Raw genomic sequence first — 4,699 nt, forward strand, 5'->3', positions numbered from 1 at the left:
TCGCCGAGCTTCGGCCACAGGTCGCGCGGAAACTGGTTGGTCCGGTCGATCTCGGCGGCGCGCGGCGCGATCTGATCCTGTGCAAAAGAGAACACCGTGTCGCGGATGGCATCCGCGGTCTCGCCGAGATCGAAATTGAACATGCGGTGAGCATTGGGAATCATGTCGGCGGCCTCCAAAAATCCTGCTGCAAGAATCCTGTCCGTGCGCTGCGGTTACGGCCGTAGCCATATTCTCCGATCGCCGCATTGTCACGACCAGAAAACGCCCAAGATCCCCCCAAGAGAACGCCCAAGAGGCCGATCGGATATTGCCGTCCGGCGGGACGCCCGTGCTGAAACTCGCTCTTGCTCCCACGCCTCAGGCACGATGTAATCGCGCCAAATGCCGCCGGACGCCCCGCGACCGCGCGCCACAACAGGAGGGAAGCTTTATGGACGCGATCGTTGCCCGGCACGACCCGCGCGAGGCTGCGCGGCAGCGCGCCGCATCGTTACCGCTCGCCGAATTCGATCCCGGCAACCCGGAGCTGTTCCAGACCGACAGCCATTGGGCCTATTTCGACCGGCTGCGGAAGGAAGAGCCGGTGCACTATTGCCGCGATTCCATGTTCGGACCGTATTGGTCGGTGACCAAGTACAACGACATCATGGAGATCGAGACCAATCACGCGGTGTTCTCCTCCGCCTCCATGCTCGGCGGCATCACCATCCGCGACGTCTCTCCCGACCTGCGGCGCGAGAGCTTCATCGCCATGGACCCGCCGCGGCATGCCGCCCAGCGCAAGACCGTGGCGCCGATGTTCACGCCGACCCATCTCGACCAGTTGGCCATCAATATCCGCGAGCGTTCGGCCGAATGCCTCGATAATCTGCCGCGCGATCAGGTGTTCGACTGGGTCGACAGGGTCTCAATCGAATTGACGACGCAGATGCTGGCCGTGCTATTCGATTTCCCCTGGGAGGATCGCCGCAAGCTGACGCGCTGGTCCGATATCGCGACTACGCTTCCCGGTCCCGGAGGGCTGGTCGCCACCGAGGACGAGCGGCAGGCGGAGTTGATGGACTGCGCGCGCTATTTCTCACGGCTCTGGAACGAGCGGATCGAGCAGCCGCCGCGGAGCGACCTGCTGTCGATGATGGCGCATGGCGACGCCACCCGCGACATGGACCCGAAGAACTTCCTCGGCAATTTGATCCTCCTGATCGTCGGCGGCAACGACACCACCCGCAACACGATGTCCGGCAGCATCTACGCGCTCCATCAAAACCCGGATCAGTATCGCAAGCTGAAGGCCAATCCGGCGCTGCTCGACAGTTTCGTGCCGGAAGTCATCCGCTGGCAGACGCCGCTCGCCCATATGCGCCGCACCGCGCTGGCCGATTTCGAGTTCCGTGGCAGGACCATCAAGAAAGGCGAAAAGGTGGTGATGTGGTACGTCTCGGGCAACCGCGACGAGGAGGCGATCGAGCGGCCCTATGATTTCATTATAGACCGCACCAGGCCGCGCACCCATCTGTCATTCGGCTTCGGCATCCATCGCTGCGTCGGCTTGCGGCTGGCCGAGCTGCAGCTCAAGATCATCTGGGAGGAGATCCTGAAGCGGTTCGATCACATCGAGGTGGTCGGCGAGCCGAAACGGGTCTACTCCAGCTTCGTCAAGGGTTACGAGACATTGCCGGTACGGATTTCAGCCTAACTCGTCTCTTTCGATCGTCATGCCCCGCGCAGGCGGCGCATCCAGTATTCCAGAGGCCTTAGTTGCGAGAATAATGAGCGTCACAGAGTACTGGATCGTCCGCCTTCGCGGACGATGACAGCGAGAAACATAGCCGCGTCTGAATTTCCGGCGCGTTTGGCGCAGCCGACAAGAAGGATGACCCGATGAACGTGCAGACCGCCATCCAGCCCGACAAGGCCGACCTGCTGCGCGAGGCGCGGCTTGCGGCCTATGCGACGCCGCTCGAGGAGTTTCATCCCGGCGCGCCGCGGCTGTTCCAGAACGATACGCTGTGGCCCTGGTTCGAGCGGCTGCGCAAGGAAGCGCCGGTGCATTACTGCACCAACGCCCCCATCGAGCCCTATTGGTCGGTGACGCGCTACCACGACATCATGCATGTCGACACCAATCACGCCATCTTCTCCTCCGACGTCAGCCATGGCGGCATCACGATCCGCGACGTCGCGCCGGGCTATGACTGGCCGAGCTTCATCGCGATGGACGAGCCGCGCCACGGCGACCAGCGCAAGACGGTGTCGCCGATGTTCACCCCGCAGCATCTTGACGAGCTGGCGCAACTGATCCGCCAGCGCTCGGCCAAGGTGCTGGATTCGCTGCCGCGCAACGAGACCTTCAATTTCGTCGAGAAGGTCTCGATCGAGCTGACCACGCAGATGCTGGCCACCCTGTTCGATTTCCCGTTCGAGCAACGGCGCAAGCTGACGCGCTGGTCCGACGTCTCGACCGCGCTGCCCAAGAGCGGCATCGTCGAAAACGAAGAGCAGCGCCGGCGGGAGCTGGAGGAATGCGCGGCGACTTTCGGGCGGCTCTGGAACGAGCGTGCCAAAGCCGAGCCGCGCAACGATCTCATTTCGATGATGGCGCATAGCGAGGCGACGCGCCACATGACGCCGGACAATCTGATGGGCAATCTGATCCTGCTCATCGTCGGCGGCAACGACACCACCCGCAACACCATGACGGGGTCGGTGCTGGCGCTGAACGAGAACCCGACCGAGTACCAGAAGCTGCGGGACAATCCGGCCCTGATCGAGACCATGGTGCCCGAGGTGATCCGCTGGCAGACGCCGCTGGCGCATATGCGCCGTACTGCGCTGGTCGACACCGAGCTCGGCGGCCAGACAATCAAGAAGGGCGACCGCGTCGTGATGTGGTACGTCTCAGGCAATCGCGACGAGGAGGTGATCGAGAATCCCGACGCCTTCATCATCGACCGCCGCCGGCCCCGCATCCATCTTTCCTTCGGCTTCGGCATCCACCGCTGCGTCGGCATGCGGCTCGCCGAGCTGCAACTGCGCATCGTCTGGGAGGAGATCCTCAAGCGCTTCGAGCGCATCGAGGTGGTCGGGGAGCCGAAGCGGGTCTATTCGAGCTTCGTCCGTGGCTATGAGAGCCTGCCGGTGCGGATTCCGGGCTGACGATTGCTTCGATCCGGCATCGAGATGTTCTCGCTGCCAATCCACGCACACTGTCGTCCCTGGCAAGCGAAGCGCAGACCCGGGACCCATAGTCACGGCACTCGATTGGTAGCAGAAGGTATCGGCCAGCCTGCCTCACCGCGAGGCCGCGGCGTATGGGTCCGGCGAAAGCCGGGACGACAGCAGAGGATGCCGGCCCGCCTACTCCTCCTATAAAATTCCGGCATGGCTGGGTGAACCAGATGCGATGGCCGGCCGGGCGCTTTTTGTCTACACCTCGAAGCGACACTCCTTCGAGGACCTTGCATGGCCCACCCCGCTCCCGATGACGCCGCCACGGCGCACGACTGGCCGCTCGACATTTACAACGCCCTGAAGGCGGCCGCGGTCGCGCAAATCTGCTACGTGCCGGATGCCGGCCATTCCCGCCTGATCAACCTCTCGCACGAGGACAATGCGATCCAGACCACCGTGCTGACGACGGAAGAAGAAGGCGTCGCGCTGTGCGCGGGCGCCTGGCTCGGCGGCGACCGTTCGGTGCTGTTGATGCAGTCGAGCGGCGTCGGCAATTGCATCAACATGCTCTCGCTGCTGCAGAGCTGCCGCTTCCCGTTCCTGACCTTCGTGACGATGCGCGGCGAATGGGCCGAGTTCAATCCGTGGCAGGTGCCGATGGGCAAGGCGACGCCGCACGCCTTCGAGATCATGGGCGTCACCGTATTCCGCCTGGATGATCCTGCGGACGCCGGCGAGATGGCTTCTGCCGCAGCCGCGCTTGCCTATGACAGCGACCAGCCGATCGCGGTCTTGATCTCGCAACGCATGATCGGCCGCAAGAAATGGACGGAGACCAAGTGATGGCTGGCTCACTCGACCGCCGCGACGCTGTGAAGGCGCTGCTGATCGACCGCCACGACCTGCTGGTCGTAACCGGCCTCGGCTCGTCGTGCTACGACGTGTTCGACGCCGGCGACCACCACGCCAATTTTTACCTCTGGGGCGCGATGGGCGGCGCCGCGATGATCGGCCTTGGCCTCGCATTGGCGCAGCCGAAGCGCCCGGTCGCCATCATCACCGGCGACGGTGAGCAGTTGATGGGGCTCGGCAGCCTTGCCACCATCGCCGCCAAGAAGCCGAACAACCTCTCGATCGTCGTGCTCGACAACGCGCATTTCGGCGAGACCGGCATGCAGAAGAGCCATTCGGGCCTCGGCGCGCGGCTCGAGCTGATTGCGTCGGGCGCGGGCTTTCCGTCCGTCACCGAGATCAAGGATCGCGCCGCGCTGGATGCTTTCCGCCCCAAGCTGCACGATCTCAAGGGGCCGCATTTCGCGCGCGTTGCAATCAGTACGAATCATGTCGACCGTGCGCTGCCGCCGCGCGACGGCGTCTATCTCAAGAACCGCTTCCGGCAGCATCTCGGGCTACCGGTGAACTAATAAGAACGAGATGGCGTTGATCTGCCGCCTCAACGGAAGTGCACCCTCTCCGCTTGTGGGTGAGGGTGCCGAGATGCGAAGCATCGAAGGCGGGTGAGGGG

General features: G+C 63.6%; 5 protein-coding genes. 4 read left to right on the plus strand and 1 reads right to left on the minus strand.

Annotated elements, in window-relative coordinates; all coding sequences use genetic code 11:
- Positions 1–164 (minus strand): acyl-CoA dehydrogenase family protein (locus tag WA702_RS30290; protein WP_425114212.1); only part of this gene is annotated, 164 nt, incomplete at its 3' end.
- 269 nt (positions 165–433) lie between these two features.
- Between WA702_RS30290 and WA702_RS30295 the strand changes: the two genes are divergently transcribed.
- The 4 genes from WA702_RS30295 (at position 434) to WA702_RS30310 (ending at position 4,598) form a co-directional block, all read left to right on the plus strand.
- Entirely contained in the window at positions 434–1,699 is a 1,266-nt protein-coding gene (locus WA702_RS30295) for a cytochrome P450 (protein ID WP_425114208.1), read from the plus strand.
- A 185-nt stretch (positions 1,700–1,884) separates the two neighbouring features.
- Positions 1,885–3,159 (plus strand): cytochrome P450, encoded by a 1,275-nt coding sequence (locus tag WA702_RS30300; protein ID WP_425114209.1) that lies wholly within the window; start codon positions 1,885–1,887, stop codon positions 3,157–3,159.
- Between the two features lie 306 nt (positions 3,160–3,465).
- Complete coding sequence (locus tag WA702_RS30305; RefSeq protein ID WP_425114210.1) at positions 3,466–4,017, plus strand: phosphonopyruvate decarboxylase; 552 nt, start codon at positions 3,466–3,468, stop codon at positions 4,015–4,017.
- Positions 4,017–4,598 carry a thiamine pyrophosphate-dependent enzyme gene (locus WA702_RS30310; RefSeq protein ID WP_425114211.1) on the plus strand — a complete coding sequence of 194 codons (582 nt, stop codon included), beginning with the start codon at positions 4,017–4,019 and terminating at the stop codon, positions 4,596–4,598. The genes WA702_RS30305 and WA702_RS30310 overlap by 1 nt, the downstream gene beginning before the upstream one ends.
- Positions 4,599–4,699: the final 101 nt, after the last annotated feature.

It is taken from the genome of Bradyrhizobium sp., from assembly GCF_049798375.1.
In the GTDB taxonomy this organism is placed as follows: domain Bacteria; phylum Pseudomonadota; class Alphaproteobacteria; order Rhizobiales; family Xanthobacteraceae; genus Bradyrhizobium.

Excerpts from the sequence above, each read along its gene's own strand:
- WA702_RS30295 (WP_425114208.1), top strand. The coding sequence starts at position 434 with ATGGACGCGATCGTTGCCCGGCACGACCCGCGCGAGGCTGCGCGGCAG.
- WA702_RS30300 (WP_425114209.1), top strand. The coding sequence starts at position 1,885 with ATGAACGTGCAGACCGCCATCCAGCCCGACAAGGCCGACCTGCTGCGC.
- WA702_RS30305 (WP_425114210.1), top strand. The coding sequence starts at position 3,466 with ATGGCCCACCCCGCTCCCGATGACGCCGCCACGGCGCACGACTGGCCG.
- WA702_RS30310 (WP_425114211.1), top strand. The coding sequence starts at position 4,017 with ATGGCTGGCTCACTCGACCGCCGCGACGCTGTGAAGGCGCTGCTGATC.